The 26363-nt window shown below is 45.4% G+C and carries 24 protein-coding genes; 15 read left to right on the top strand and 9 right to left on the bottom strand.

Features of this window, described 5'->3' with window-relative positions; translation table 11 throughout:
• Positions 1 to 26 precede the first annotated feature (26 nt).
• The 6 genes from rfbB (at position 27) to H3H32_RS32875 (ending at position 5960) form a co-directional block, all read left to right on the top strand.
• On the top strand, positions 27 to 1079 hold the full coding sequence (gene rfbB, locus H3H32_RS32900; protein WP_182459947.1) for a dTDP-glucose 4,6-dehydratase: 1053 nt from the start codon (positions 27 to 29) through the stop codon (positions 1077 to 1079).
• Between the two features lie 106 nt (positions 1080 to 1185).
• Positions 1186 to 2046, top strand: coding sequence for a glucose-1-phosphate thymidylyltransferase RfbA (gene rfbA, locus H3H32_RS32895; protein ID WP_182459946.1), 861 nt, complete (start codon positions 1186 to 1188; stop codon positions 2044 to 2046).
• A 414-nt stretch (positions 2047 to 2460) separates the two neighbouring features.
• The gene (locus tag H3H32_RS32890) at positions 2461 to 2877 is read left to right on the top strand and encodes a hypothetical protein (RefSeq protein ID WP_182459945.1); all 417 of its coding nucleotides are present in this window, start codon (positions 2461 to 2463) and stop codon (positions 2875 to 2877) included.
• A 714-nt stretch (positions 2878 to 3591) separates the two neighbouring features.
• Positions 3592 to 4278, top strand: coding sequence for a hypothetical protein (locus tag H3H32_RS32885; RefSeq protein ID WP_182459944.1), 687 nt, complete (start codon positions 3592 to 3594; stop codon positions 4276 to 4278).
• A 147-nt stretch (positions 4279 to 4425) separates the two neighbouring features.
• Positions 4426 to 5238, top strand: coding sequence for a sensor histidine kinase (locus H3H32_RS32880; protein WP_182459943.1), 813 nt, complete (start codon positions 4426 to 4428; stop codon positions 5236 to 5238).
• Between the two features lie 62 nt (positions 5239 to 5300).
• Positions 5301 to 5960 (top strand): response regulator transcription factor, encoded by a 660-nt coding sequence (locus H3H32_RS32875; protein WP_182459942.1) that lies wholly within the window; start codon positions 5301 to 5303, stop codon positions 5958 to 5960.
• Positions 5961 to 6052: 92 nt separating this feature from the next.
• On the opposite strand, the gene H3H32_RS32870 is transcribed toward H3H32_RS32875, so the two are convergent.
• Entirely contained in the window at positions 6053 to 6841 is a 789-nt protein-coding gene (locus H3H32_RS32870; protein WP_182459941.1) for an SDR family oxidoreductase, read from the bottom strand.
• A gap of 201 nt (positions 6842 to 7042) precedes the next feature.
• Here H3H32_RS32870 and H3H32_RS32865 point away from each other — a divergent pair, with 201 nt between their 5' ends.
• The 4 genes from H3H32_RS32865 (at position 7043) to H3H32_RS32850 (ending at position 11445) form a co-directional block, all read left to right on the top strand.
• A complete protein-coding gene (locus H3H32_RS32865; protein ID WP_182459940.1) occupies positions 7043 to 7624 on the top strand; it encodes a LemA family protein in 582 nt (193 codons plus the stop codon).
• A gap of 74 nt (positions 7625 to 7698) precedes the next feature.
• On the top strand, positions 7699 to 8127 hold the full coding sequence (locus tag H3H32_RS32860; protein WP_182459939.1) for a TPM domain-containing protein: 429 nt from the start codon (positions 7699 to 7701) through the stop codon (positions 8125 to 8127).
• Positions 8120 to 8971 carry a TPM domain-containing protein gene (locus H3H32_RS32855; protein ID WP_182459938.1) on the top strand — a complete coding sequence of 284 codons (852 nt, stop codon included), beginning with the start codon at positions 8120 to 8122 and terminating at the stop codon, positions 8969 to 8971. The genes H3H32_RS32860 and H3H32_RS32855 overlap by 8 nt, the downstream gene beginning before the upstream one ends.
• A gap of 119 nt (positions 8972 to 9090) precedes the next feature.
• Positions 9091 to 11445 carry a DUF5916 domain-containing protein gene (locus tag H3H32_RS32850; RefSeq protein WP_182459937.1) on the top strand — a complete coding sequence of 785 codons (2355 nt, stop codon included), beginning with the start codon at positions 9091 to 9093 and terminating at the stop codon, positions 11443 to 11445.
• Positions 11446 to 11565: 120 nt separating this feature from the next.
• On the opposite strand, the gene lpcA is transcribed toward H3H32_RS32850, so the two are convergent.
• Positions 11566 to 12138, bottom strand: a complete 573-nt coding sequence (lpcA, locus tag H3H32_RS32845) for a D-sedoheptulose 7-phosphate isomerase (RefSeq protein ID WP_182459936.1) — start codon at positions 12136 to 12138, stop codon at positions 11566 to 11568.
• An 84-nt stretch (positions 12139 to 12222) separates the two neighbouring features.
• Complete coding sequence (locus H3H32_RS32840) at positions 12223 to 14016, bottom strand: hypothetical protein (RefSeq protein ID WP_182459935.1); 1794 nt, start codon at positions 14014 to 14016, stop codon at positions 12223 to 12225.
• Between the two features lie 134 nt (positions 14017 to 14150).
• Here H3H32_RS32840 and upp point away from each other — a divergent pair, with 134 nt between their 5' ends.
• Complete coding sequence (upp, locus tag H3H32_RS32835; RefSeq protein WP_182459934.1) at positions 14151 to 14798, top strand: uracil phosphoribosyltransferase; 648 nt, start codon at positions 14151 to 14153, stop codon at positions 14796 to 14798.
• Between the two features lie 91 nt (positions 14799 to 14889).
• On the opposite strand, the gene lolA1 is transcribed toward upp, so the two are convergent.
• The 4 genes from lolA1 to cysM form a co-directional block, all read right to left on the bottom strand.
• Positions 14890 to 15531: an outer membrane lipoprotein periplasmic chaperone LolA1 gene (lolA1, locus tag H3H32_RS32830; protein ID WP_182459933.1), complete on the bottom strand. Its 642-nt coding sequence runs from the start codon at positions 15529 to 15531 to the stop codon at positions 14890 to 14892.
• Between the two features lie 100 nt (positions 15532 to 15631).
• Entirely contained in the window at positions 15632 to 18205 is a 2574-nt protein-coding gene (locus H3H32_RS32825; RefSeq protein ID WP_182459932.1) for an FtsK/SpoIIIE family DNA translocase, read from the bottom strand.
• A gap of 172 nt (positions 18206 to 18377) precedes the next feature.
• Positions 18378 to 19421: a quinone-dependent dihydroorotate dehydrogenase gene (locus tag H3H32_RS32820; RefSeq protein WP_182459931.1), complete on the bottom strand. Its 1044-nt coding sequence runs from the start codon at positions 19419 to 19421 to the stop codon at positions 18378 to 18380.
• 51 nt (positions 19422 to 19472) lie between these two features.
• Positions 19473 to 20345, bottom strand: coding sequence for a cysteine synthase CysM (gene cysM / locus H3H32_RS32815; RefSeq protein ID WP_182459930.1), 873 nt, complete (start codon positions 20343 to 20345; stop codon positions 19473 to 19475).
• A gap of 275 nt (positions 20346 to 20620) precedes the next feature.
• Here cysM and H3H32_RS32810 point away from each other — a divergent pair, with 275 nt between their 5' ends.
• Positions 20621 to 21073, top strand: coding sequence for a LytR/AlgR family response regulator transcription factor (locus tag H3H32_RS32810; RefSeq protein WP_182459929.1), 453 nt, complete (start codon positions 20621 to 20623; stop codon positions 21071 to 21073).
• Positions 21074 to 21175: 102 nt separating this feature from the next.
• Here the strand turns inward: H3H32_RS32810 and H3H32_RS32805 are convergent, their stop codons facing one another.
• A complete protein-coding gene (locus H3H32_RS32805; RefSeq protein ID WP_182459928.1) occupies positions 21176 to 21469 on the bottom strand; it encodes a winged helix-turn-helix transcriptional regulator in 294 nt (97 codons plus the stop codon).
• Positions 21470 to 21557: 88 nt separating this feature from the next.
• On the opposite strand from H3H32_RS32805, the gene H3H32_RS32800 reads away from it, so the two are divergent.
• The gene (locus tag H3H32_RS32800; protein WP_182459927.1) at positions 21558 to 22472 is read left to right on the top strand and encodes a ClpXP adapter SpxH family protein; all 915 of its coding nucleotides are present in this window, start codon (positions 21558 to 21560) and stop codon (positions 22470 to 22472) included.
• Positions 22473 to 22790: 318 nt separating this feature from the next.
• Here H3H32_RS32800 and H3H32_RS32795 read toward each other — a convergent pair whose 3' ends face one another.
• Positions 22791 to 24494 carry an AMP-binding protein gene (locus H3H32_RS32795; RefSeq protein ID WP_182459926.1) on the bottom strand — a complete coding sequence of 568 codons (1704 nt, stop codon included), beginning with the start codon at positions 24492 to 24494 and terminating at the stop codon, positions 22791 to 22793.
• 586 nt (positions 24495 to 25080) lie between these two features.
• Here H3H32_RS32795 and H3H32_RS32790 point away from each other — a divergent pair.
• Together H3H32_RS32790 and H3H32_RS32785 are read left to right on the top strand one after the other, a co-directional pair.
• Positions 25081 to 25329 (top strand): hypothetical protein, encoded by a 249-nt coding sequence (locus tag H3H32_RS32790; protein ID WP_182459925.1) that lies wholly within the window; start codon positions 25081 to 25083, stop codon positions 25327 to 25329.
• Positions 25326 to 26018 carry a porin family protein gene (locus tag H3H32_RS32785; RefSeq protein WP_182459924.1) on the top strand — a complete coding sequence of 231 codons (693 nt, stop codon included), beginning with the start codon at positions 25326 to 25328 and terminating at the stop codon, positions 26016 to 26018. Before H3H32_RS32790 ends, H3H32_RS32785 begins: the two co-directional genes overlap by 4 nt.
• The last annotated feature ends 345 nt before the right edge of the window (positions 26019 to 26363 follow it).

Here is a 26363-nt window from a genome sequence, read left to right as displayed (position 1 = left end):
CTGTAAAACTTCATAACTTAAAGAAAATGAAACTTCTTATCACTGGCGGTGCTGGCTTCATCGGATCGCATGTTGTTCGGTTATTCGTTACAAAATATCCGGAATATCAAATTTACAATCTCGATGCGTTGACGTATGCGGGGAATCTGGCCAATCTGTCAGATATCGAACAGGCACCAAACTATACCTTTATTAAAGGCGACATTACTGATGCGAAATTCCTGGAGGATATGTTCGCCGAAATGTCATTCGATGGTGTAATTCACCTGGCAGCAGAGTCGCACGTAGATCGCTCGATTACTGATCCAATGTCGTTTGTGATGACGAACGTGGTTGGAACAGTAAACCTACTCAATGCGGCTAAAAATAGCTGGAAAGACACCTACGAAGGTAAACGCTTCTACCATGTTTCGACCGACGAGGTATATGGGTCGTTGCATAATCCAGAAGATTTCTTTACCGAAGAAACTTCTTACGATCCACAATCTCCGTATTCAGCGTCTAAAGCAGCTTCGGATCATTTTGTAAGGGCTTACGGAAATACCTACAAACTACCCGTCGTACTGTCGAATTGTTCGAACAACTACGGTCCAAATCACTTTCCGGAAAAGCTCATTCCGTTGATGATTCATAATATCCAGACCAACAAGCCATTACCTGTATACGGCAAAGGCGAAAATGTACGGGACTGGTTATTTGTCGTTGATCATGCTCGTGCGATTGATGCCGTTTTCCACACAGGAAAACAGGGCGAAACGTACAACATTGGCGGCTTCAACGAATGGAAAAACATTGATCTGGTCCATTTGCTGTGCCAGATTATGGATCGTAAACTAGGTCGCCCAGAAGGTACTTCGGCGCAACTTATTACTTATGTGACAGATCGCGCTGGCCATGACCTCCGCTATGCCATCGACGCGAACAAAATTATGAAGGAGCTTGGCTGGCAGCCTTCGCTTCAGTTTGAAGAAGGTCTTGAGAAAACGGTTGATTGGTTCCTGGCGAATCAGGAGTGGCTCGACAACGTCACGTCGGGAAATTACCAGAGCTATTATCAGGGAATGTACGCGAATAGATAAATTATGAATGAGTGAATGAGTGAATAAGTGAATAGCTAACGCAAGGTTTTCCGGTCGGATGGCATTCACTCATTCACTCATTCACTCATTCGCTCATTCACAAACCATGAAAGGAATTATTCTCGCCGGAGGCTCTGGCACACGTCTTCATCCGCTTACGCTCGCTGTTTCGAAACAGTTGATGCCGGTTTATGATAAGCCGATGATTTATTACCCGCTGTCGATTCTGATGTTAGCGGGAATCAATGAGATTCTTATTATCTCGACACCCCACGATTTACCCCACTTCGAGAAACTACTTGGCGATGGGTCACGGTTGGGCTGTAAATTTACGTATGCTGTTCAGCCTAGTCCTGATGGATTAGCACAGGCTTTCATCATTGGCGAAGAATTTATTGGCGACGACAAAGTTGCGCTCGTATTAGGCGACAATATCTTCTACGGATCGGGCTTATCGAAGCTGCTTCAGTCGAATAATGATCCTGATGGGGGCGTCGTTTATGCGTATCAGGTACACGATCCAGAACGCTATGGGGTAGTTGAGTTCGATGACCATTTTAACGTGTTGTCCATCGAAGAAAAGCCAGAGAAGCCCAAATCGAACTATGCCGTGCCTGGGCTGTATTTTTATGACAACGAAGTTGTTGAGATTGCCAAAAACATTAAACCATCTCCTCGCGGTGAGTTAGAAATTACCGATATAAACCGAGTGTATCTGGAGCGCGGCAAGTTGAAAGTCGGTGTTCTGGATCGTGGCACGGCCTGGCTTGATACGGGTACCTTCGAATCGTTGATGCAGGCAGGACAATTTGTTCATGTTATTGAAGAACGGCAGGGATTAAAAATCGGCTGTCCAGAAGAGATTGCCTATCGCATGAAGTTCATTACAGCTGATCAACTGGCTACAATAGCTCAACCTTTGGTCAAAAGTGGCTACGGTGCTTATTTGTTGAATTTGCTGATATAAAGTAAGAAGCACAGCTCATTTGTATAAAAGCAATAAAAAACGCCGGGGCATTGCTCCGGCGTTTTTATCTTAACCTAACCTATGAGAAATATCGTTGCTAATGACGGACTTACGAACGCAAAGCATCAGCATGCCACAAAGGTAATTGATAAGTTAGAAGTCATTTGAGCGAAAAAACACCGATTTTAGGCACTTAACGTTAAATAGGCAAAAGTCCGCACTTTACTACGTAGAACTACGTATTGGCAAGTGAATTATTCGGCGCAATTATCTAAAATACAGCACCTTACAAAAGACAACTATGCTTATATATGTATTGACTACCAATCAAGTTACCGTATTTTAGCGTTGCTTTCCGACGATGTCCATTCCATACTAGCTTGTACTCTCTAAATTTCATTCCTTTTTCCTCCAATGAGTGATTCTATTTTCCATGAAAATGCAGGGCGGTTTCTGAACACGAAAGAAACCCATCCAATGAAAGAGGCCTATCGTGCCAGCAAATTAGCCTGTGGTCATAAAGAAAACGACTATACTCGTTCAGAGTTCTTCGGCCTTAATCGCATCAGCGAATTACTCAAACAACCCGGTTGTGTAGGTATCCGTGTTCACTACGCTAATCGTTGGGAGGATGAAAATGGCAAACCTACCGAACACGGAAAAGGCAAGCTAAACCCTCGTGTTCTATTGACAGGAGTAGATGCCCGTGGCAGAGACTTGCCAGCCTACACCGGGAACGGAGGCCTTAAAGATGATGGTGGGGATGGTGGTGAAGGTGGAGCAGTAGGCGATGGGCCAGTATGTCCTCGGCATTGCGCTGACAATGAATAAGCGTTATTATGTGGGACACATTAGTTAGGTTAACTGCCCGCTACCCTTTAGATATTATTTCTGGACTCTTTGGATTACTACCCATACTAGTTGGTTTATTTTATTTTAAGTATTTAACCATATCTATTAAATGGGTAGTAGTCTTTTTTTTTTCTTTTTTTTCTTAAAGATTGTATTGCCCTAATACATAGCCTACATAGAGAAAGCAATTTATATTTATACAATCTTCAGTCTTTTCTGGAAATCATAATTGTCTCTGTCATCTATGCATTCAGTTTGCCAAAACAGACAAGATTAATTAAACTAATTACGGTTACATTCTTGGCAATAGATATATTATTCTATTCAAATCACGAATTATCCGCAGGTAATCTCACAACAGCTCGAATATTTATTTTAGTGATCGTTTTAATCTATTTGAGTGATGTTTTGAATCAAGCGGTCATTCAGAATATAATAAGACATGATATGTTTTGGATAAGTGCGGCCTTTCTTATTTATACTGCAGGCACATTTTTTGTTTTTCTATTTGGAAAGTATCTTTTTGACAACGCTACATCCGATGAAACGTTTGACTTTTATTGGAGCTTGCAAGAAATAATATATATTATTTCTTGTCTATTAGCAACTATTGGAATAAGAATGAGCTATTTGTGTAGCAAAAATCAACTATAATACATATCAATATAATTTCCACCTCAATCAATTATAACTATGAAGCGAATAATTCTATCTGCAGCCCTACTGGCTACCATGACTTTTGCCTGTCAAAACGACAAAGTCGATCAGGTTTCACCACCAAGTACTTTAGGAAATCTGTCCGCTGATGAATTGGCGGTATCGAGCAGTATTGGCCGTCTGGGTTCATCTTCAGAAGCGTTTTCCCAAGCTACAGCCTACCAAAAAGCTAACCCAACCAGTACAGTTGCCGTGACCGTTGATCGATCGACTGTGGAAGCCATTTTAGGCCAATCACATACCGTTGGGATTCGGGCTTACTTCATTAAAAATAGTGAAGGGAAACTGGACTTAGCCTTAGTTGGTATGGATAAAGACCTAAACAATCGTTATCTAACTAACGCTATGTTTAGTGAAGGAAAAACTATTAGCGAAGAGAATTTCAAGAAAAAGCTTACTCTTTTTCAGTCTGAAAATCCAATTGCTATTCGGGCAGTTGCTTTTGGAAGTCAAATTCTGTTAGACAGACTAAACCAGACGAATAGCACCGGACTTCGATTCTATTTTACTATCGATAAAGATGGGAATCGTAATCTAATGTTTGTTGGCATCGACCGTCAATCAAAAGATCTTCTTAACGACAACCCTAACGCTCGTACAACAGATGATGATGCTGGTACAGGTGGTATGCCTTGCCCACAGCATTGCGGTAATAATGGGTAGTAATTGATTTTTACATCTAGCAAAGCCGGAGATGGCAAATTCTCCGGCTTTATTTTTACCACTCACTCAATCCTAACTATAAGCCGTTGACATTCAGACAGAGATTAGTCAACTTTACCTCATTCAGCTTGCGCGTGAACAAATAGTATGTCGATGGACGCTGGTTTTGTAATTGCTATTGGTACGGCTGTACTCCTGATGATGGCAGTGTTCATCATTATTTTTGTGGCCTATTATCAGCAGAAACAGGCGAAGCAACAATTGGCATTTAAAGAATTACAGTCCCGCCACCGCCGGGACCTGATGGAAGCTACGTTTCGAGGACAGGAAGAAGAGCGCAAACGACTCGCCGAAGATATGCATGATGGAATTGGCACAATGCTGTCGATTACCAAAATGAGCCTGAACCAGCTGGAGCAACAGCTAGGTGGTGAAGTACAAGTGGGCTTTCAGTTTCAGAAAACCCGCTCTATGATTGATGAAACGATGACCAACGTTCGGCGGATTAGCCGGAATCTGGTTCCTACTACACTGGAGCGATTTGGCCTCCTAGCCGCCCTCGAAGAACTCGCCGACCGGGCCACCGATAACGACACCGACGTTCAGTTAATTTACCCAGAACAGGAAACGCATTTTCCGCCGGCTTTCGAGTTGATGTTTTATCGGATCGCTCAGGAGTTAGTCAATAACGCTATTAAACACGCTCGTGCAAGGCACATTGTTATTCAGTTATTTAACTTCGAAAAAGAGATTCGATTGTCGGTCCTGGACGACGGGGTTGGCTTTGATTTCGATGCCGTGATGGAAAATAAACAGGGCGGCTTAGGCCTTCGTAATATTGAAAGCCGCCTGAATGTAGTCAATGGGCATGTAACCTTTGATGTAGCCCCCGGCCGAGGTTCGCAGATTCATATACAGGTTCATCTGCATGATGCACAGCCTGTTGATTTAATGAGTTAATTTGTTTGCTGGAAGCCGTTTTCTTCGACTCCTTCGGTAACAGCTACTAACTCTTCTCCTCTATGCGAAAAATTAAACTGGCCCTTTGCGACGACCACACTCTATTTCGCGTCGGAATGGCAACCATTCTTGGTCAGATTCATGATTTCGAATTGATTCTGGAAGCAGGTAACGGACAGGAACTCATTGAAAAAATTGCCCGTAAAACGCCTGATGTTGTTCTTCTTGACCTGCAAATGCCGGTTATGGATGGTACCGCCACCGCCGACTATCTGCGCGATAACTACCCACTTGTTAAGATCGTTGTGTTGACGATGCACGACGAAGATCGGATGGTGCTTCACCTGCTGGAAAAAGGCGTCAGTGGTTACCTGCTCAAAGATGCCGAAGCGGGCGAAGTGGAGAAAGCCATTCGGAAAGTAATTGATGAAGGCGTTTACCTGAATGAGTTTGTCTCGAAGGCCATGCTTCGTAAAATGACGAACAAGCCCAATGTTGTCAAACCTGTCAATGCGTTTTACAACAGCAAAATTTTACTATCAGAGCGGGAAAAAGAAGTACTAACGCTAATCTGCGAAGGTCTTTCCACCAATGAAATAAGCGAAAAAATATTCCTCAGTCCCCGTACCGTTGAAGGCCATCGCCTACGAATTCTTGAAAAAACCGGCACGAAAAACACCGCCGGAATGGTCGCTTACGCGTTCAAGAATAATCTGGTATGAGTTATATAGTTGAAAAGTTAGAGGGTTGTAGAGTTGTAAGCCACTGCATAAAAACTCTACAACCCTCTAACTTTTCAACTATATAACTTCTTTTAAAGGCTTCCCGTTTTTCCGCCATCTACCGGCACATTAATGCCATTAATTGACGCGGCTGCGGGTGTGCATAAAAAAGCTACTGCAGCGGCTACTTCTTCGGGAGTGGCAAATCGTCCTGTCGGGATTTCGCTTTTCATCTGCGTCGCTACTTCTTCCTCAGGCTTATCGGATGCTTTAGCGCGCATCGCCAATACAGCTTCTAAGCGTGCGGTTTGTGTATAACCTGGTAATACATTATTGACTGTAATACCGAAACGAGCAATTTCCAACGATAATGTTTTGGCCCATTGCGCCACTGCGCCCCGAATGGTGTTCGAGACACCTAATCCGACAATGGGCTGCTTTACTGAGGTCGAAATAATATTGACGATACGGCCGTAACCCGCCCGCTTCATGGCTGGTACAACCGCCTGCGCCAGTACCTGATTATTGAGCAGATGATTATGAAAGGTTTGTACGAATTCATCGGCCTTGGCTTCAATCAAGGGGCCACCGGCCGGGCCGCCCGTATTATTAATCAGAATATGTAGATCGGGAAATTCCGACAGATGTTGCTCAATAGCTTTTGCCACTACGCCTGGGAGACTAAAATCGGCCACAATGTAGCGATGCACCTGCCCCCTTTCCGTCGATAGTTCTGTCAGGGTACTTTTCAAGGTTTGTTCGTTCCGAGCCATCAGGACAACATTAGCTCCGAGTAGCGCTAGTTCTATAGCTGTAGCACGGCCAATTCCTTGCGTACTGCCGCCCACTAAGGCCGTTTTACCAGTCAAATCAAGATTCATGAGAAAACAGGGGTTTGATTTGTTTCATGTTCCACTTAGTTAAACCTGAAACAAACCTGTTAAAGTTATTTTTAACTACCAGTCATCAATACAAACAGGGAGTAAAGGAGGGAAAAACACCGCTAACGTAGTTTTACATCAACAAATTAGTAGTTTTGACCAACTTTGAATCCAATAATAACCTTTGCATTTCAACATACCATGTCAAAATCGTTAATTATCGTGGTGGTTATCGCCCTCATTTTGGGCATGTATGGCTGTAGCTCTTACAACGGCCTTGTTCAGAATGATACCAACGTACAGGAAAAATGGGCGCAAGTTCAGACGCAGTATCAACGTCGATCCGATCTGATTCCTAACCTCGTTCGGACAGTACAGGGTGCGGCTAATTTTGAAAAAAGCACGTTAACGGCTGTTATTCAGGCGCGGGCCAATGCCACAAGCATCAACCTGAAAGCCGATCAGTTAACTCCTGAAAATATTCAGAAATTCCAGGCAGCCCAAGATCAGCTAAGTGGTTCCTTATCAAAATTGCTGGCCGTAGCCGAGAGCTATCCCCAATTGAAAGCCACGCAAAACTTCTCGGAGTTACAGGCCCAATTGGAAGGTACTGAAAACCGCATTTCTGTGGCCCGGAATGACTTCAACGGAGCGGTTAAAGTGTACAACCAATCGGTGCGTTCCTTCCCGAACAATATCTTCGCGGGTATTTTTGGCTTCCCTGTAAAAGGTTTCTTCGAAGCTTCGCAGGCAGCACAGAGCGCCCCAACGGTGCAGTTTTAATGTATAATGAACAATGAATACTGTATAATGGGAATTATCGCCATTATACAGTATTCATTATACATTCTTAACCCATGAACCCCTTCACCTCCGACGAGCAACAGCGCATTGTGGAATCCATCCGACAGGCCGAAAAGGCAACGTCGGGTGAAATTCGGGTGCATGTCGAAGCGCACTGTACTAAAGCTGATCCTGTAGAACGAGCTATTGAAGTTTTTGCTCAGTTAGGCATGCATCAGACTAAGGACCAGAACGGCGTACTTTTTTATCTTGCCTATACCGACCGCAAATTTGCGGTGGTGGGTGATACCGGAATCGATGCTAAAGTCCCCTCCGACTTCTGGGAAAGTACAAAGAACCTGCTCCGTACCCATTTTGCAGCTGGAGCCTATGCCGAAGGGTTAAGCCGCGGGATTGAGCGGGCCGGGCAACAGTTAAAACAGTATTTTCCTTACGCCAGCGACGATACTAACGAACTCGCCGACGATATTTCGTTTGAATGATACTGCCGTGAACGTACTCCCTTTTGTTAATTCAATTACACGATTTGTTCGGCTTGGCCTACTCGCTGCCTTATTGAGTATACCTGCCTATTTACAGGCGCAAGACACGGCAACCGACAATGGTGCCAATACGGTTATTCCTGATAAGCCCAATCCACCTCGGTTGGTCAATGACTTCGTAGGCATTTTGAACAGTACGGAGCGTTCGCAATTAGAGCAGAAATTACGGGCTTACAACGATTCGACCTCTACCCAGATTACCATTGTTATTGTTAAAACCACGGAACCCTATCCCATTGGCGATTTCGCCTTTCAGGTGGGTCGAAAATGGGGAGTTGGCCAAAAGGATAAAAACAATGGGTTAGTGCTTGCCTGGGCTACCCAGACACGCAAAATCTTTATTGCACCCGGTTATGGTTTAGAAGGAGCCATTCCTGACGCTATTGCCAAACGGATTATTACGAATGTAATCGTTCCGGCCTTTAAGCAGGAACAATATTACCGAGGACTGGACGAGGCTACAACCGAGATAATTCAACGGGCCAAAGGCGAATATAAAGGCGATCCGGCGGCCAACACTGGCGATGACGACGGGGGAAGTGGCATTTTCATTGCCCTGATTATCTTTCTTATCATCATTTTCATCATCATACGTCGAAACGGGGGCGGGGGCAACAATCGCAATCGGGGCGGGGGCTGGGGTGGGCCTATTTTCTTACCAACACCAGGCTGGGGAAGCTCGGGCGGTGGAGGCTGGAGCAGTGGTGGTGGCGATAGTGGCGGTGGATTTGGCGGATTTGGCGGTGGCAGTTTTGGCGGTGGGGGTGCCGGTGGAGACTATTAAATCCGTCGGTATGTACCTCACTAATAGCCGATAAACAGACTTAACAGGCCGTTCAACGAAAAAATACTGTTGTTTTCATGTGGCATAGCTTACTTTGGTAGAGTAAGCTATGCTTTTTTATGTTGCCGATTTTTATTCGCCAAAGTCTATTTCTAGTCTTTCTTCCAGTTCTCTCCTTCGCGCAGACCAATCCAGTTATGCCAACGACCGCCCAATCGGACGTTGCGGTGCCAGACACCATTCGAAATAGTGCCACTGAACAGGATATTCAGAATGAACAGTCATCATCAGGGCAGGCCATTATTTTTGCTCCCTCTCCAAAACGAAAGATCATTAAAGCCGTTGAGATAAACGATAAGCTTAAAATTGACGGATACCTGAACGAAGTAGATTGGCAACGAGCAAAGCCCGTAAATCGCTTTATACAGGTCGATCCTGCTCAGGGCAAGCGCGCCAACTTCGATACCGACATACGGGTCTTGTATAATCGCCACTTTCTCTATGTGGCAGCTATTAATTATGATTCGTTAGGCCGAAAAGGGCTTCGGGCACCGAATTTCAAGCGCGATTTTTCGGCAACGGCACACGACCTGTTCGGGGTAGTTATTGATGGCTTCAACGACAAGCGGAATGCCATGACCTTTTCCACAAATCCGTACGGCACCCAGCGGGATTTACTTTCTTTCGATGATTTACTGAGCGATATCGATTGGGATGGTTTCTGGAAAGTGCGTACCACGCGTACCGATTCGGGTTGGGTAGCAGAGATGCAGATTCCCTGGCAAACGCTCCGTTACGCCCGTTCAGCCGATTCTACCCAATCGTGGGGCATAAACTTTTTTCGCCGACGGCGCTATTCGAATGAATTATCGGCCTGGTCTCCTTACCCAAGAGCGTTTACATCCAGCCGGGTGGCCTATGCCGGGTTAATTACAGGTTTAAAACCACCTCCGCCCTCGCCGAATATTCGCATCCAGCCTTATCTGCTAATCAGCGACGATCGCTTTAATGGAACCGAAGTCGGGTATAGTCAAAAGGCGGGTATTAAACTTGGGGGTGATTTAAAATGGGCCATCAATCCCAATACTGTTCTTGACTTAACCCTGAATACTGATTTTGCACAAGCCGATGTCGATCGTCAGGTTAATAACATAACGCGCTTTTCTGTGCTGTTTCCAGAACGGCGAGCGTTTTTCCTGGAAAATGCCAGCCTGTTTGGTGCAGGTTTACCGGGCAATAAAGACACGGGCGAAGGCGGAAGTATGATTATTCAGCCTTTCTTTAGCCGAACCATTGGTCTAGCCACGCTCCCCGATGGCACCAGTGCCCCCGTCCCGATCGATGCGGGCGCCCGTATCGTTTACCGCTCGCTGAACCGGAATTACGGTGGTATGCTTGTCAGACAGCGAGGGATTCCAGGAAGCCCAACCACCGACTTTATTGTGGGGCGATATAGCGAAAATGTGGGACGTCAGAATCGGATTGGCGGACTAGTAACGCTTAAAAACGTGCATGCTACCGATAGCTCGAATGGTCGCCAAAATGGGACTATCGCACTTGACGGCTTCTTTCGGCTGAGCCAGACCTTAGCTTACAGTGCTATGGTCATGGGGACCTTTGGATCAACCAGCAACGATCAGGGGATGTCGGCTTATAGTCAGCTTTTTTACCGGACGAACCAGGTAGTAGCCTGGTGGACCCAATCGGTAGTAACCAAGAGTTTCAATCCAGAAATGGGGTTTGTCTCTCGTAATGATGTCATTGCCACCACACCGGGTATGTATTTGGTTAACAGAGGGAAATGGCTCCCGAAATGGGTGCGTAATTTTGAACCCGGTGCTTTTATGGAGTTATATCACAAGGCATCAACAGGCTATTTACAGGAAGCCCAATATAATTTCAACCCCGTTTGGTTAACTTTTCAGAACGGCGGTAACCTTGGCCTGTTTGTTAATCCTACATTTCAGCGATTAGATGATGAGGACTATCGCCCGTTGTCACTGAATATAGCGTCCGGCAAATATCATTACACTCGTTACCAGCTTATATTTAGTACCGATCCATCCAAGAAGCTATCCTTCCAGTTAACAGGCGAGACAGGCCGATATTACGATGGGAACCTAAATTATGGCCGGGGTTCATTTGTGCTGGCCCCCATTCCACACATGGCCTTTACGCTGAGTAGTGAGCTAAATAATTTTAAAAATGTAGGTGGCTATTCAGGTACGATTGGCTTACACAGCATTGAGAGTCGGATGGCTGTTAACCCACGTTTACAGTTAATCAGCTTCTTTCAGCGCAACACCTATACCGATAAAAACGTCTGGAATATTCGTTTATCGTGGGAATTCCAACCGCTTTCATTCCTGTACATTGTTTATAACAACGGAACTTACGCTGGCTCTTTGCGAGCTACCGATCGCCAGCAGGAGCAACATGTTATTGGCAAATTGTCGTATTTGAAGCAGTTCTGACCAGGATTTTTATGGTTTAACTGACCGACTATGATTTTTATGTTCAGCTTTCGAAGAAAGCCAAATCAATCATAGTCGGTCAGTCAAATCATAAAAATCCCGGCGGGGCCGCCCGCGCGGTCAGATGACCTGTTTTTCAATCAGCAAAATAAACAGGTGGATAACCTTAATGTGTATCTCCTGAATCCGATCAGCATAACCGAAGTGAGGGACCCGAATTTCGACGTCGGCTTTTCCGGCAAGTTTTCCACCGTCTTTCCCCGTCAGTAAAATAACTTTCATCCCCTTCTCCCGGGCAGCCTCAACAGCACGAACCACGTTACCCGAATTGCCACTGGTACTTAGGCCAAGCAACACATCGCCTTCATTGCCCAAGCCTTCGATAAAACGTGAAAACACAAATTCGTAGCCATAATCATTCCCTACGCAGGAAAGATGGCTTACATCTGAAATAGCGATAGCGGCTAAGGAACGGCGATTATCTCGATAACGGCCCGAAAGTTCTTCGGCAAAATGCATGGCATCACAGTGTGATCCACCATTCCCGCAAGAGATAATTTTATGACCACTTTTAAGGGCATCGGCCATCAGGATAGCAGCCTGTTCGATAGCAGAAAGATGATCCGGATTACCAAGAAATTTATCCAGAACCGACTGAGCTTCTGTCAGTTCCTGACGAATGAGGTCAAGCATTGATAAAATTATAGAGTTGTAATGCTGTAAAGTTAGGGAGTTACCGCAGATTGCCGTTATAACTCTATGGTTTGCAACCTACTCTTAAAACACCCAGTTTCGGTACGGCAAGTTCCAGCGAAGTGCAAAACTACCCACCTGCTCGGAATAACTATCAGGCCGGTACTGGCTATCCTGGAAACGGTACAGAAAGCGACCTTCCAGAAATACGTTATGGCGAATCATGTAGGATGCCCGCAAATCGGCATACGTAATCACAGTTTTACGCCCCTGACCAATGAAATTACCCTCATCCCGAATCCGGAATGTGTAGTCTTTCAGGATATTTCCGCCATAGTTAATGTCGGCCGCAGGATCGGCTCCGTACATCATTACACCTGCAATGGCATTAAGCGACAATTTCTTTTGCTGATACCGAACAATACCCAGCCCTTCCATAAAATTACCACCTAGTGGATGCGCCAGAGGCTGGCTATAATGGGCGTAATTGGTTTGACCCGAAGTAACGGTAGGCGATGATTCGTGCGAGTAAGTATACGGGCGAGCCAGGTTAAATTCGGCCTGTAAATCCAGATTAGGCACGTTGAAAGCATCGATGTACTTACCGCCAAGTTGTATGGCGAACTTGTTTGTCCAATCGCCTTTACCTGCTAATAAAGGCTTAAGCCGAAACTCATCTAACATAACCTGAGTATACACCAGAAAATGAGACAAGAAGTTGGCTTTTAGATCGATACCAATAAACGCGTTATCGCTACTACCCAAACTCGATTCAACATAACGGTAGAGAATGATTGGATTCAGGTAGCTCAAATCAAGCCGATCCCGGCTAAATACTTCCGCTTCAAATACGCCGAGATTGATATGATCGCTGAGGTTGATGCTAAGATGGTGCATGGCCGCAAACTTTGGCGGAATTAGCTTATCGTCCTGAGGTCTGGGAGCCTGCGTATTTTGGAGGTTCGTAAACAGGTTGGTATACTGAATTTTGCTGCCTAATCGTGTCGTTAATTTCAGGAACAAATAAGCTGGGCTATTATCCGACAGAAACAATGACCGGAAACCATTACCAAAGAAATTACGGTCGTGGCCAAACTGAATATTGATGATTTTAAGTGCATTCAGTGTAAAATAGCCACGCGCCGACAGGAAGTCGGCCCCGGTCGTGCGAAATGGCTTTACAAAACCTTCTCCTGGTGCTGTAGTTGATGGATCACCCGTTGAGCTGTATGTTTGGCCATACGTTTGTCCATACTGCCGTATGTACTCGGGGTAAATGGCTTGATTATCAGAAAAGAACGTATAAAAGCCAAGTTTCTTCCCAATCGTCCCCCGGACTTCCAACCCCCTTGTGTTGACAAATAAAGATTGATTATTATTCGTCGATGTGTTCGTTGAGCTAGACGTAATATCAGCCCCTAAACCAACATATACAACTGGATTGACATGCAGATCAAGGTCCGGTGTCTGTAAACTATAGAAATCGGCTTTCTTCCGATAAAAATGGTTTAAGAATGGCTTTCGGCTATCGCCCACTGACATCGATGCAGGCTGATTTCGAGTAAAAGGGTCCTTATGGATGGTATCGTAAGGCGTTACCCATTCCCAGCTATCGTTGCGAAGATAGTCAATATTAAAATAATCTGTATTGGATAAACTGCGTGTAGGGTGAGCGATCAGACTATCCGTTAACTGAATAATACTCTGGCGATTATACGGTTTCACGGAGCTATGAAATCCCTCCGCCCAACGGTTCTGCCGAATCTCAAGTCGGTCAATTAAATGATAATAATCAGCATTCAGCGGCACAAATGGGCTTTGTGCCCGAACACTTAACGAAAAGAAAAGAAAACAGATAACGTAAACGTTGCTGCGCATGTAACTTACTGGCTGTTGGCTTATTTTGGCTATTTTATATAACCGATTAGACCTAATGAGCCGCTTAAATTAGACAATTGGTTTGGATATACGCCAACCTTGGGGCTAATTTACGGCGAAGAAGCCCACAAACCATGTTTGTTTTTGCTCAGCAGCCCTCACTAGCCAATCAATTCATTGCCGAACTTCGGGATGTTTCTATTCAACAGGATCGGCTTCGATTTCGCCGGAACCTTGAACGACTCGGGGAATTAATGGCCTATGAAATTTCCAAGAAACTGCCTTATCATTATATTGATGTGCAGACTCCTCTTGGCATTTCGAATACACAAGTACTTCGAAATCAGCCCGTTTTAGCCACTATCCTGCGGGCGGGGTTGCCCTTCCATCAGGGTTTTGCGAATTACTTCGACCAGGCAGAGAACGCTTTTGCAGGTGCTTATCGCGGGAGTGCACCAGCAGGAAATGACGAATTTGAGATCGCGATGGACTACATTGTTAGCCCTGATCTAAGCGGAAAAGCCCTCATTCTTTGCGATCCCATGCTGGCTACGGGCCGTTCGCTCGAAAAAGTATATCACGCTTTATTGAGGTACGGGATTCCGGCGCAAACCCATATTGCTGCTGTTATTGCCAGTCCAGAAGGAGTTCGTTATGTACAACAGCAACTTCCTCAATGTCATCTTTGGCTGGGTGCCATCGATGATCACCTCAACGAACATTTTTACATTGTTCCCGGTCTGGGCGACTCAGGCGACCTGTCATTTGGTGAGAAAGTGTGAGAAGATGTAGGATGTATGGTGTGTGATATATGATGTGGCTGGCGCGAAAGCAATATATCATACACCATACATCCTACATCACACACACATCTCACCGTAAATCAACGACTTCAACGCCGGGGTATTTCGATTTGTCGAAAACGAAATAGGAATCCGGCAGGTTTACGTTGGGGGTAAATTTCGTGATGGTGTATGTCTCACGCTTACCATCTTTATTAACAATCAACCAATTACGGATCGACTTATCGGCTTTATCAATAGAAAGCTGAACTGTTGAAACTGGACTTTTCGGGCGAGTAGACGTCAACTGGATCACTTCAAGAGTTCGTCCACCCTGCTTTTGTTCTTTTAGGAATTTATAATCAAAGCCTCGTTTGTAAATCGTATAAATCTGGGTAGGATTTAATTCACCATTGCCGCTGGCCTCGTAGTCCTGTACGTTTACTTCGTTGGTTTCTTTGACATACGTATACATCACTTTACCATCTGTAAAGACTTCCTGTCCACCCAGTAGCAATCGAAACTTCTCGTTTTTTATGGCCAAATCTCCTTTATAAGCGTCTTTGGCGCCAGCACCTGTACTTGTGTAGGTAAATGATGCCTGATACGACTTCAGTGCTTTATAGCTCTTACTCATCGCGTCTAAAATCTCCTGCGCCCGTTTGTCTTTCTGGGCTAAGGCTGGCCAGGTTAGTACCAAAGCCAGTCCCAGCACTAATGCTAATTTCTTCATTTTTATGAATGGTATTCTCAACCAGGTTTATGTATGGTTCTTAGACGGGAAATCGGGGGTAAAAGTTTAATATTTCTCGTCATTCCTGGTTGCTCCTACCCTACTCGCCCTTAAGGCGCTTTAAGATTTCCTCCAGTGCCTGCAAGTCCTGCACAAGTACGTCACGAGCTTTACTGCCTTCAAACGCACCAACAATTTTAGCGGCTTCTAACTGGTCGATCAACCGTCCGGCGCGGTTGTAGCCCAGTTTCAGTTTACGCTGAATCAAGGATGTGCTACCCTGCTGGTGAATGACAATGAGCCGAGCGGCTTCATCAAACATAGGATCACGATTATCGAGATCAACATCTTTGTCGTCGCCCTGACCGCCCTCATCACCTACGAACTCTGGCAACGCATAGGCATCATCATAACCCCGTTGATTACCGACAAACTCGCAGAGTTCTTCAATTTCATTTGTATCAACGAACGGGCACTGTAGCCGGATAATTTCGGAATTCGATGAGAGTAGCATGTCCCCCATACCGACTAATTGCTCTGCCCCACCGGTGTCCAGAATCGTTCGTGAGTCAATTTTGGACGTCACTTTAAACGATAACCGAGCGGGGAAGTTTGCCTTAATCAAGCCGGTAATAACGTTTACCGAAGGCCGCTGTGTGGCCACCACAAGGTGAATACCAATGGCCCGCGCTAACTGAGCGAGTCGGGCAATAGGCTGTTCAACTTCCTTACCGGCGGTCATCATCAAGTCGGCTAATTCATCCACAATCAGGACAATGTACGGCAAGAATCGGTGTCCTTTCTCGGGGTTAAGTTTGCGTTTCACAAACTTGGCATTGTATTCTTTCAGGTTCCGGCAACCCGCATCTTTGAGCAGGTTATAACGGTTATCCATCTCGATACAAAGCGAGTTAAGCGTATTGACAACCTTCTTGGTATCGGTAATAATCGGCTCATCCGAATCAGGAAGTTTAGCCAGGAAATGACGTTCCAGTTTATTAAACAGCGTCAGTTCCACCTTTTTTGGGTCAACCAGTACGAGTTTTAATTGAGACGGGTGCTTCTTATAAATCAGCGATGTCAGGAGCACATTCAAACCAACCGATTTACCCTGTCCTGTTGCCCCAGCCATCAGCAAGTGAGGCATTTTGGCCAGATCGGCTACGTAAATTTCATTCGATATGGTTTTACCCAGAACAATTGGCAAATCGAACTTGCTGGCATTAAAGCTTTCGCTGGTGATCATCGATCGCATCGAGACCATTTCGCGATTCTTATTCGGTACCTCAATCCCGATGGTTCCCATCCCCGGCATTGGCGCGATGATACGGATACCCAGGGCCGACAAACTCAGGGCAATGTCGTCCTCCAGACTCTTGATTTTGGAAATTCGGACCCCTTTGGCGGGCACAATTTCATAGAGCGTGACGGTTGGTCCAATCGATGCCTGAATGGAGTCGATCTCAATCCCGAAATTTCGTAACGTGTCTTCGATCTTTATTTTATTGGCAGTCAGTTCATCGTCCGAAACCTGCGCCTTACGACTGTTCTGGTATTCCGTCAGTAAATCATTCGTTGGATATTGGTACTGCGGCAGGTCGAGCGTCGAGTCATACAAGCCATGAACAGCCACCAAATCATCCTCTTCGAACGGATCGGGTTCAAAGGTAGGTGCTGGTGTAGCAGCCAGTTCATCGCTTTCGCTTGGGTCTTCTGAAACAGCCTCCCGATTTTTGATCGTTAGGGTAACACCTGTTGTTTTCGCAACAACCTCGGGTGTTGATGGCTCAGTAGGCGTAATCGGATCAGTAGCCGGCGGAGTCATGAAGGTATTAACGGGCATCTCTTCCGGATTCCGGTTAAACTCTTCGGCCGGCTCGTCCTCGTCAAACTCATTTTCTTCTTCCGGTTCAAATTCGCTTTCCTCGTAGGTCTGCAACGGGTTATCAGAACGCTTCCGGGGCTGCGGACGAACTGGGCGCGAAAAATCGGGCAACTTGATGTCTTTTACATCGAAGAAATAAACAATAAAGAAGAAGAGCAGAAAGCCAATAAATGCCAGATTTCCCCAACCGAACAACCCATATAGTGCAGCATTCACCTCGTAGCCAAGGCCCCCGCACCAAATACTGGCAGTATCAGCCGAATCGGTCACCAGTACAATGTAGCCAATCATCAGGCTACACCAAACCGCTGCAAACAGCAGAGCCGTAGTCGTGCGACTCAAGGGTAATAACTCGATTTTGAACGTCAGCTTATAGCCCGCCAGGAAAACAATGACTGGTATAGTGAGGGCACCTACGCCAAACCAACGAAACACAAATGCGTGGGCAATGTAAGCACCCACCAAACCCGCCCAGTTACGAGTTTCGGTAGCCGATTCGGCCAGTGGTTCCGAGAAAGCAGCCCCTACTACACTTTGATCAGCTGAACCATTGAGTAAATAGGATATAAACGCAAACATCAGCCCCAGGGCCGTGACCATGAGCAAAACACCGAGCGTAAGCGTTGAACGTTGGTCGGTAAACCAGCGATCAAGAGCTGCCCCCCAGTTCACAGAAGGCCGCTGAGAGCGACTGTCTGATTTACCATTGGGTATACGCGGCCGAGGTTCATTCCGATCAGTAGGCCGTCGGATTGTATTCTGGCGTGGAGACGTGGTTGGTTGTGCCATGATATTGGGTTAGCAGCTGTCGAAGCAGGGTAAATTTCCTACTTTTTAACGAAAAAGCGTGTACAATAGAAAAATATTGCGGTTACTTATCAAATGGCTGGTTAGGTGCCTCCATAGGCATTAGCTCTTAGAGAAATTACCTGGAACCTCCATCCAAACTCATGAAGACAAGTTAGTGGAGCAATGCTTTATTGATTCGTTTGGCCAGTGCCGGTCCTTCATAAATAAAGCTGGTGTACACTTGCACTAAACTAGCTCCGGCGTTCAGTTTCTCCTGTGCATCCTCAGGCGACGAAATACCCCCTACACCAACAATGGGAAAGGCAGCGCCCGATTTTTGGTGTAAATAGCGAATCACTTCGGTTGATCGGTCGCGTAGAGGTCGACCACTGACTCCGCCAGCGCCTATTTGTTCAACATCGGCTGGATTGGTTTTTAACCCAGCCCGACTAATGGTTGTATTTGTTGCAATAACACCAGCAATGCCCGTTTCGGCCACAATGGCAATAATGTCATCTAGCTGACCATCAGTCAGATCGGGGGCAATTTTCAGTAAAATAGGTTTTGGGGCAGGCTGCTGGTGATTTTCCTGTTGCAGAGCCGTCAGGAGCTTCGTCAACGGTTCGCGCTCCTGCAAATCACGTAAGCCTGGCGTATTAGGTGAGCTAACATTGACCACAAAATAGTCGACGGCATCGAACAGCGCCCGGAAGCTAATCAGATAATCTGTAAGCGCGCTTTCGTTTGGAGTGTCTTTGTTCTTTCCAATATTGCCGCCAACAATCACCTGCCGATTCCCCTTGTTTCGGGCAAAATGCCGAAGTCGTTCGGCAGATGGTTCAACGCCTTTGTTATTGAACCCCATCCGGTTGATCAGACCGCCATCGGCTTTCAAACGGAATAAACGAGGGCGCGGGTTACCTGGCTGGGGCCGGGGCGTTACGGTGCCGATCTCGACAAACCCAAATCCCAGGTCGCTTAATTCGCTTACCAAGTCCGCGTTTTTATCGAAACCAGCCGCCATACCAATCGGATTTGGGAACGTCAGGCCAAAAACGGTACGGTTTAAACGCTTGTCTTCCAGAACGTATACTTTTCGGCAAATAGCCGATGCGCCCGGAATCGATAAGATAAATTTGAGTAAGGTAGTAACAGTATGATGGATTGTTTCGGCATCGATACGAAACAATAACGGGAGAATAATGCGCTTGTACATAAACGCAAAAATACGCTGCGAAACCTATAAGGTTTTGAAAACCTCATCGGTTTACCCAAATAAGTCTGACGATAAATAGCGATCTCCCCGATCGCAGATGATGCAGACGATCACACCCGACTCAAGTTCCTGCGCTAGTTGAATAGCGGCATGGACGGCTCCCCCGCTGCTCATACCTGCAAAAACGCCCTCAACGCTGGCTAGTTTACGGGTCATTGTCGTGGCGTCATCGGCCGATACTTCCAGAATCCGATCGACCCGCTGTGGCTCAAAAATTTTCGGCAAATACTCCACCGGCCACTTTCGAATCCCCGGAATAGAAGACCCGTCGGTAGGTTGGCAGCCCACAATCTGTATATCCGGGTTTTGTTCTTTCAGGTAACGAGACGTCCCCATAATGGTGCCTGTAGTACCCATAGACGACACGAAGTGCGTAATATGGCCATCGGTATCGCGCCAGATTTCAGGGCCTGTAGTACGATAATGGGCCAGGTAATTGTCGGGGTTACTAAACTGATTAAGCACCAGATAGTCTCCTTTTGTTACCTGTTCTTCGGCATAGTCGCGCGCGCTTTCCATCGTTTCGGTCAGCGTAACTTTTGCTCCAAAGGCCTCCATTGTCAACACACGCTCACGGGTTGAACTGGCGGGCATGACCAACTCGATATCGATGTTATACAGACGCGCAATCATGGCTAACGCAATGCCTGTATTACCGCTCGTGGCTTCAACCAGCTTCATGCCCGGTTTCAAATCTCCCCTGGCCAGAGCTCCTTGAATCATGCTCATCGCAGCGCGGTCTTTTACACTACCACCCGGATTATTGCCTTCGAGTTTGCCGTATAACTTAACATTGGGATTAGGATTCAGGCGGTTCAACTCAACTAAAGGTGTATTGCCGACTAAATCAAGCAGGGTTGCCATGCGAATTCGTATGAGACTGGTTTTTCTGTTGTGAAGGCCAAAGCCGCTCAATAAGTTCGTCAATAGGCCTATTTATATCATCAATAGCTCGCTACGATTTCCTGTACTAGAGACGTAGTAGAGTGCAATATTTTACGTAAAAATAATATTTATCTCATCTAATTGCTTGATAATGAATTTTGTGTAAACTTGCTAAGTATAAAGATAAACATCAGTAGTTTACTGATTTTGGTTGCCTATGTTCTGCTTATTCACACCTCATAATTTATTGATCAATGAAAAAAACTCTATTTGCCAAACCGCTCACGAATGTACATGTCGAGCTAATTGCACCTCAATTTGACATGCCTGATTTGACACTTCCTTTTTGGGGAAGTCGTAAAAAAATGCCCATGCATCGGATTGTGCGCCTAGAGGGAGAAGGCAATTATACCTTATTTCATTTTGCCGATGGTAGCCAGTTAATGGTGTCGCTGACGCTAAAGAAAATGGAAAGTCGACTATCCCCTAAAGTATTTGCCCGGCCCCATAAAAAAAACATTATCAATCTACTTTATCTAGAAGCACTACACCCCGACAATCAGCAACTTATCGTTAGTCTTGTCAATGGCGACCGGGTCGAGGTGTCGCGCCGAAAAGCCAGCCGATTTATCAAACAGGTGAAGGGATTTCAACAGGAACTATTGATCCTGAACAGCGCACCGACAATCTCTATTATGGCTGCTTAAATACTTAGGCCAACATTGTCAGGTATAGTCAGTAAGCCATGTGTTTGTTAATTAGCAACTTGCCCTGCGTAAACATCTTTTAAGCGATGTTTACGCTTTTTTTTACAATGTCTCCAGTTGAAGCAAGACAGGAATCAACGTTTTACCTTTTACAGAGAGGGTATATTCAATATGCAAAGGTTTTTGCCTGATTATTACTTTATCAAGATAGCCCTCATCTACCAACTCTTTCAACGAGTTAGCCAGCGATTGCTTATTCGTTCCCTCAATCTCACGCAGCAGCGTGTTAAAGCGAAGTGGACCGTCTAACGCTAACCGAAAAATCTGGGGTTTCCATTTCCCAGCAAGCAGTTTGAGTAGTTCTTCGGCAGGGCACTTATTTTCTAAATCTTGCATTTTTTTGATAGTCAACTTTTTTTGACTGATTGACCCTATTCCAGAGCAGGTGCAACTTTGTATGAACGTACAAGTAAACCAGAATAAGATGGAAACTCAACAGATCAGTCCGCTTTTATGTGACATTGAATCGGGCCTTTGTGAATTACCCGAATCGACAATAGAAACGCCAGGGCAGGATCTTTCACAGAAAGATAAGTCTGTTAAAATTATTTATTTTACCGATCCGATTTGCTCGACCTGTTGGGGAATTGAGCCTCAGTTACGAAAGCTAAAACTTGAATATGGGCATGCACTTGAGATCGACTATCGGATGGGGGGCCTGCTGCCCGACTGGAGTTATAACAGTGGCGGCATTAGTAAACCGACTGACGTAGCCCATCACTGGGACGAGGTGAGCCGCCATTATGATATGCCCATTGATGGGGATGTATGGCTCGAAGATCCTTTAGCTTCCTCCTATCCAGCTTCCATCGCCTTCAAAGCAGCCCAGTTACAAGCGCCTTACAAAGCCATTCTTTTCCTGCGGGAAATTCGTGAAATGGTCTTTCTTCATAAAAAAAATATTGCCAAATGGGAACATCTGGAAACCGCTGCGCAAAAGGTAGGTCTGGATTTAGATCGATTCAAAGCCGATTATGACGGTCAGGCTCAATTACTTTTTCAGGAAGATTTAGCGCTGGGTAAGCAGTTGGGCGTTCGTGGTTTCCCCACTATGTTTTTTATCGATAGTCAAGGCCAGTCGGAGAAAGTATACGGTTTGAAACCCTATGCCGAGTATGAAAACGCGCTGAAGAAACAACTGCCTTCAGTGACTAAAACCGCCATCGATTCAGACTGGGAGACTTTATTTTCTAGTTTCCGTACGCTAACCTCCCGAGAGTTTGCGGAACTGTCGGGCCAGAATCGACAGGAAGTCGATACGTATTTGCAAAACCTGGCTGATAAGGGTTTATTGAACAAAGTGGCCACTAAGAACGGGGTGTTGTGGGTTCGCGCCTGATTTTATGAACAAGTAAGCCATACGTAGCTTTGTTTAATCAGGTCAAGAAGGAAAATCATCGACATTGAACGGTATACCATTCTTGTTTCGTAACAATTACAGTAAACAAAAGGTATACTAGTGATAATCTTCTGACCTATTTCTATTGACAATGAGTTTGTTTAAACTTTCTAATAATGGCTTTGATTAACTAGTTTTTTGTCATTCCGACGCCAGGAGGAATCTCAAAGTCCACTATAGTCAACTTTAAGATTCCTCCTGGCGTCGGAATGACAAAAACACACCATCTTTTGACTGGATAAACAGGATCAATACTCCTTACTTTTTCAGCTTCGCTAATTCTTCGTCTCGCAGGGGCCTGCGCAGGATTTTCCCCACGTTCGACTTAGGGAGTTCGTCACGGAATTCGATTACGCGAGGCACTTTGTAGGGGGTGAGATTCTCCCGGCAAAATTCTTTGATGGTATCGACAGTAAGATTCGGATCTTTCTTGACCACGAAGATTTTAACGACTTCCGTCGATTTTTCGTCGGGGATACCAATGCAGGCAACTTCCATCACCCCTGGGCACTGCGATACAACGTCTTCGATCTCGTTCGGATACACATTGAAGCCCGATACCAGAATCATGTCCTTCTTCCGGTCAACGATCTTAAAGAACCCATCCTCGTTCATCATGCCAATATCACCCGTTTTAAACCAGTCGCCTAGCATAGCTTGAGCCGTTTCCTCCGGGCGGTTATAGTAACCTTTAAAAACCTGAGGACCACGAGCCACAATTTCACCGGGTTCGCCAATGGGAGCATCGGTACCATCTTCGCGAATCAGTTTCATTTCTGTACTAGGCCAGGGAATACCGATCGTTCCGACTCGAACCGTGCCATCAATAGGATTGGATGACAGAACGGGCGATGTCTCGGTAAGGCCATAGCCCTCGCAAGGCGTATTACCCGTGAGCTTAGTCCAGCGCTCGGCCACGGCGGTTTGAAGGGCCATTCCCCCCGCCGAGGTGACTTTTAAATGACTAAAATCAACCTCACCAATACGCGGATGATTTAGCAAACCATTATAAAGCGTATTAACCCCTGTAAATGCGGTGAATTTGTACTTCTTCAAGTCATCGATAAACGCATTCATGTCGCGGGGGTTTGTAATGAGCAGGTTCATGGATCCACTCTTCAAAGCCGCCAATGCATTGGTCGTTAGGGCATAAACGTGGTAAAGCGGAAGAGCCGCCACATAAATACCTTCGCCATCCGCTACGCCTGCGGGTTTCATCCAGCAGTGTTGCCCCTCCACGTTCGCAATGATATTCCGATGGGTCAGCATGGCTCCTTTCGATACACCTGTTGTGCCCCCCGTATACTGAACGAAAGCCAGATCGGTATTCTGAACCGCCACAGGTTTTAGTGGCTGTGTGCTTCCCCGGCTTAGGGCATCATTGAACGAAATGGCGTCGGGAAGGCTGTAGGCTGGCACCAGTTTCTTAACATACTTCACCACAGCATTAACGATTTGCTTTTTAGGGAAGCCCAATAAATCGCCAAGCTGCGTGATCACTACATGCTTAATGTCGGTTCGATCAATGATTTTTTCCAGATGGCTGGCAAAATTGGCCAGAATCACAATCGCCTTTGCCCCCGAATCTTTGAACTGGTGCTGCATTTCGCGGGGGGTATACAGCGGATTGGTATTGACCACCGCCAAACCTGCCCGCAAGGCTCCAAACATAGCCACTGGATATTGCAAGGTGTTTGGCATCTGAATAGCCAGTCGATCGCCCTTTTGGAGACCTAAGTCATTTTGCAAAAATGAGGCAAACTGAGCTGATAGCTTATCTAATTCGCCAAATGTAATCTGCTTGCCCAGGCAGGCATAAGCAGGGCGATCGGCAAACCGATGACATCCTTCCTCCAAAAGTGCCCCTAGTGACGTATAAGCATCTGGGTTAATTTCATAAGGTACGCCTTTAGGGTAAAAGCGTCGCCAGGGGTATAGGTCTAGTGTTGAATCCGTATTCATGTAGAGATGCTGGTTTGAAAGCAAATGTACTTCGCTTTAGTGCTTAGGTAGACGGGCAATTGGTAATCGGTTCGTTTGGTATCACTATCGGCGGAATCGAATTTACAATCCCCAACAGCAAATAAGGCTTATCGGCATTTATTACCATACTAATAGCGAATGAACCAATCGAATTATTGCCAACAATCATCGATCTGTACAACAAAACTAAGGAAATTGTTCAATTCTAGTTTGAACAATTGTACCCCTTTCTAGCACGGACATAAAAAAGCCAGGACCATCAATCCCGGCTTTTTTTATTGACCACTTGTACACGTATTTGACCACTTATAAAACAGTGGCTACTTGGTGCAACATTGTCGTAGAGAATGCGTCATTAATTCGACGCTCAAAAGCGTTTAAGTTAAGAAATGAATGCGGAAACGCCGGAACCATGATGAGTCCGGCGTTTTTATTTCCGGGCACCCTGTCTGCAAGATAATTAATATTTTTAAAAATAACCAGGCTTGGGCAGATTTATGTAACCTCCCAGATACAAAAAAATAGCAAGATTACACATACTTCTATTTAGTGTATACTATTGAGTTTGAGTGCTTTTAGTGAAGCGAAGCAATTCTGGGCTTATCTGGTCATCAGCCATGAGGTGCACGCACTAGCTCTGGTAAACGATTCGCCCCAATATGGCGGCACAGACCTACCCAATCGCGGTATTGTCAGGGAAAATAAACCAGCTTGTCTAACCAAAAAAGAAATTCCAACTCATTCCAACGCTTCTCTAATTTTTCAGCTCTTCAGGATAGCACCCTTATCTAATAAGTTAACTGAACAGGCATGAGACACTTTTTCGGACTCACATTCACAACGTTATTACTCACTACAGCCTTTACGCTATCGGCTCAAAATCGCCCCTTCGAATTCGGATTGAAAGCGGGCTTAAATCGATCCTCTTTGGCCTTAAACAACGACCTGCCCAGCGCTAAATTTGGATTCAATATTGGTTTGACAGCCACAGCCAATTTCAGTAAAAACTTCTTTTTACAGTCTGGCCTTTCCTTAAGCATGAAGGGAGCGAAAATAGAAGGCAAAGCGCCTATTGGCTTTCCAGGATGGGCATTGGTAGCGGGGCAAGATGCCCAGCTTATAAGCAATCAATTGTACTTGCAAGCGCCGGTTTATCTCGGCTACAAAATAGCCCTAACACCAGGAACAAAGCTTGTGCTTAGTGCAGGCCCCTATGTGGCCTATGGCCTGGGCGGCAAAACCAAACTAACGGGCGACATCATCTATGGGGATATGATTGATCATGGCACTATTGAGGAGCAAACATTTGGAAATCGCGGTCTTCAGCGACTCGATTTGGGTATAGGAACCGGAATTGGTGTCGATTTTGGCCAAACTGTTGTCGGGTTTACCTATGAAGTAGGCTTACGAGATATACGGCCCCAGAGCGATACCTATTTCCCTTTCTATGTCAGCAGCTATAAAAATCGAAATGCCTCCTTATTTGTAGACTACAAATTCTAGGTTGTTGGTTTTTGGGGAGTTCATTTAAACAGCTACTATATATTCAGACTAAAAGTCAAAAAGCCGCTTAAACGATCTGTTTAAGCGGCTTTTTGACTTTTGAAAGTGCTCCCGAAGGGAGCACAAATTACCAATAATAATCAGCGAGTTAAAGCATAATCGGCATTTATCTTATCAAAATCGTATCATTAATAACAAGTCTTGTATATATTCACATCGTGAGTAGCAATATTACAATTATCATATATTAATGTATAATTATAATATTGCTATTCACGATGTGAATATACAATCGCGTCAAAGAATGTTAGAAGTTTTATAATATCTTAAGTCTATCCACCAAAA

This window comes from Spirosoma foliorum, assembly GCF_014117325.1.
Lineage (GTDB): Bacteria > Bacteroidota > Bacteroidia > Cytophagales > Spirosomataceae > Spirosoma > Spirosoma foliorum.
The sequence above is the reverse complement of the archived record's forward strand: the minus strand, read 5'-3'. Positions and strand labels throughout refer to the sequence as shown.